This is a genomic window from Bacillus sp. MBGLi79 (genome assembly GCF_002953915.1).
The window spans coordinates 2,255,597-2,257,968 of sequence record NZ_CP026521.1; the positions used below are offsets into that span (position 1 = coordinate 2,255,597).

4 protein-coding genes are annotated in these 2,372 nt (G+C 40.1%); 3 read left to right on the forward strand and 1 reads right to left on the reverse strand.

The features are described 5' to 3' along the window. Positions 1-256 precede the first annotated feature (256 nt). Complete coding sequence (gene lexA, locus C1T29_RS11220; RefSeq protein ID WP_003238209.1) at positions 257-874, reverse strand: transcriptional repressor LexA; 618 nt, start codon at positions 872-874, stop codon at positions 257-259. 149 nt (positions 875-1,023) lie between these two features. Here lexA and yneA point away from each other — a divergent pair, with 149 nt between their 5' ends. The 3 genes from yneA (at position 1,024) to C1T29_RS11235 (ending at position 2,314) form a co-directional block, all read left to right on the forward strand. After that, positions 1,024-1,341: a cell division suppressor protein YneA gene (gene yneA, locus C1T29_RS11225; RefSeq protein WP_080478226.1), complete on the forward strand. Its 318-nt coding sequence runs from the start codon at positions 1,024-1,026 to the stop codon at positions 1,339-1,341. 18 nt (positions 1,342-1,359) lie between these two features. Next, the gene (locus C1T29_RS11230; RefSeq protein ID WP_103748734.1) at positions 1,360-2,013 is read left to right on the forward strand and encodes a YneB family resolvase-like protein; all 654 of its coding nucleotides are present in this window, start codon (positions 1,360-1,362) and stop codon (positions 2,011-2,013) included. Between the two features lie 67 nt (positions 2,014-2,080). Further along, on the forward strand, positions 2,081-2,314 hold the full coding sequence (locus C1T29_RS11235) for a DUF896 domain-containing protein (RefSeq protein WP_003231595.1): 234 nt from the start codon (positions 2,081-2,083) through the stop codon (positions 2,312-2,314). Positions 2,315-2,372 lie beyond the last annotated feature (58 nt).

A 2,372-nucleotide genomic window follows, 5' to 3' on the forward strand; every position in this document is an offset into this window, starting at 1 on the left:
AAGAATGAAACATTTTTAAGAAGGTAGCGTCTAATATTATAAACATGCATGTGTTGATTAAAAGTTTCCTGAAGGAAAGAAAATTTCTTGACTTCAACAATCTTTTAGTGGATAATTATGGTGTAAACATGATGTTCTTTTTCCTCCTATTCAGGCTCGCACCCAAAAGTCAGAGCGAGCCTGCTTTTTTTGAACAACAAACCCCCTCTCCGTAAAGGAAGAGGGGGTTATTTCATGCGTCTGATAGATCAATAGATTAATGGACCGTTCTGAACACGCCAATTACTTTCCCTAGAATGCTGACATTCTGCAAAATGATGGGTTCCATCGTTGGGTTCTCAGGCTGCAAGCGAATGTGAGTATCCTCTTTATAGAAACGTTTTACCGTAGCTTCATCATCTTCTGTCATCGCAACTACAATTTCCCCATTGTTCGCTGTGTTTTGCTGTTTAACGATGACATAGTCCTTATCGAGAATACCAGCGTCTATCATGCTGTCTCCCATAATCTCCAGCATAAATACGTGTTCGTCTGGAGGAACCATGCGGTCAGGAAGCGGAAAATATTCTTCAATATTTTCAACTGCTGTAATGGGAGATCCCGCTGTGACTTTCCCAATGACAGGTACATTAACAACCTGGCTTTGCGGAATGTCTACTTCTTCATCAAGAATTTCTATTGCTCTTGGTTTTGTCGGATCCCGTCTGATCAGCCCTTTTGTTTCCAATCGGGCCAAATGGCCGTGGACAGTAGAGCTGGACGCAAGTCCGACAGCCTCTCCGATCTCTCTCACGGAAGGCGGATATCCTTTTGATTTAACCTCTGCTTTAATAAAACGGAGGATATCAAGTTGCCTTTTTGATAGCTTCGTCATTTTTCGCACCTCAAAACGTCGATTTTAAGAAGATTATAGCATGATTTTCCTTACAGTACAAACATAGGTTCGAAAAAAACAATTGACAGAAACGTTTGTTCGTATATACTGAAAATATAAAAATGCGAACAAACATTCCTGTCGGGGGTATGATCATGAGTAAAGAATCTATTATTTTTGTCGGTCTGTTCACAGTGATTTTGAGCGCGGTTATCCTGATGCTGTCATATACAAGCAGCGGCCAGGAGCTTAATCAGTATGTTAAAATAGAAGTCCAGCAAGGGGACACACTCTGGTCAATTGCTGATCAGGTAGCTGATACAAAAAAGATAAATAAAAATGATTTTATCGAATGGGTGGCTGATAAAAATCATCTTCAGACGTCTGATATCCAGCCGGGTGATGAATTAGTGATCCCATTGAAAAAGAAGCATCAAGATGCATATGAATTGGCAACTGTAAGATAGAGAGGACAGATAGAAAAAATGAAAGCACTCATTTATGCCCGCGTAAGCACAAATAAAGAACAACAGGAAACGTCGTTAAAGCGGCAGGAGGAGGAGCTTGCGGCCATTGCAGCTGAGAACGGCATGGAAGTTGTCAAAGTGATTTCTGAAAAAGCCAGCGGATATGAAATGGATCGGGATGGTGTATTTGAGCTGCTTGATGAGATTAAGAACGCTGGAATTGATGTCATTTTGGTTCAGGATGAGACAAGGCTCGGAAGGGGAAACGCAAAAATCGCACTGCTTCATTGCATTTACAGAGAAGATGTGAAAGTCTATACAACTGCACACAGAGGTGAATTGGAGTTATCGGAGGCTGACTCAATGGTGTTGGAAATCGTCAGCATTGTGGAAGAGTATCAACGTAAAATTCACAACATGAAAATCAAACGGGGAATGAAGCGTGCAGTAAAAAACGGTTTTAAACCGCAAAAAAACTTAAAAAACCAACACGAGAACAGCGGAAAAGATAGAATAGAGGTGCCAATCTCTGAGATCGTCCGCCTGAGAGCGAATAAACTGACGTTTGCTGAAATCGCGGCTACCTTAAGAGGGTTTGGTTATGATGTCTCTAAAGCAACCGTTCACCGGCGTTTTCAGGAATACATAGAGAATGAAGAGACAGCGGAGTGAATCAGTTGTAAAACTTTTTTTGATCTAGTACTATATAGACAAAATGCAATAAATAAAGGAGTTTAACATGATTTCAAACGCGAAAATTGCCAGAATTAATGAGCTTGCTGCTAAAGCAAAAGCTGGCGTTATTACAGAAGAAGAAAAAGCCGAACAGCAAAAGCTCCGTCAAGAGTACTTGAAAGGTTTTCGTTCTTCTATGAAGAACACCTTGAAAAGTGTCAAAATCATTGATCCAGAAGGCAATGATGTAACACCAGAAAAGCTAAAAAGAGAACAAAGAAATAACAAACTTCACTAATATAAGAGGAATACGGCAATATCGTATTCCTCTTTTGCATATACTATAATCAAAACTC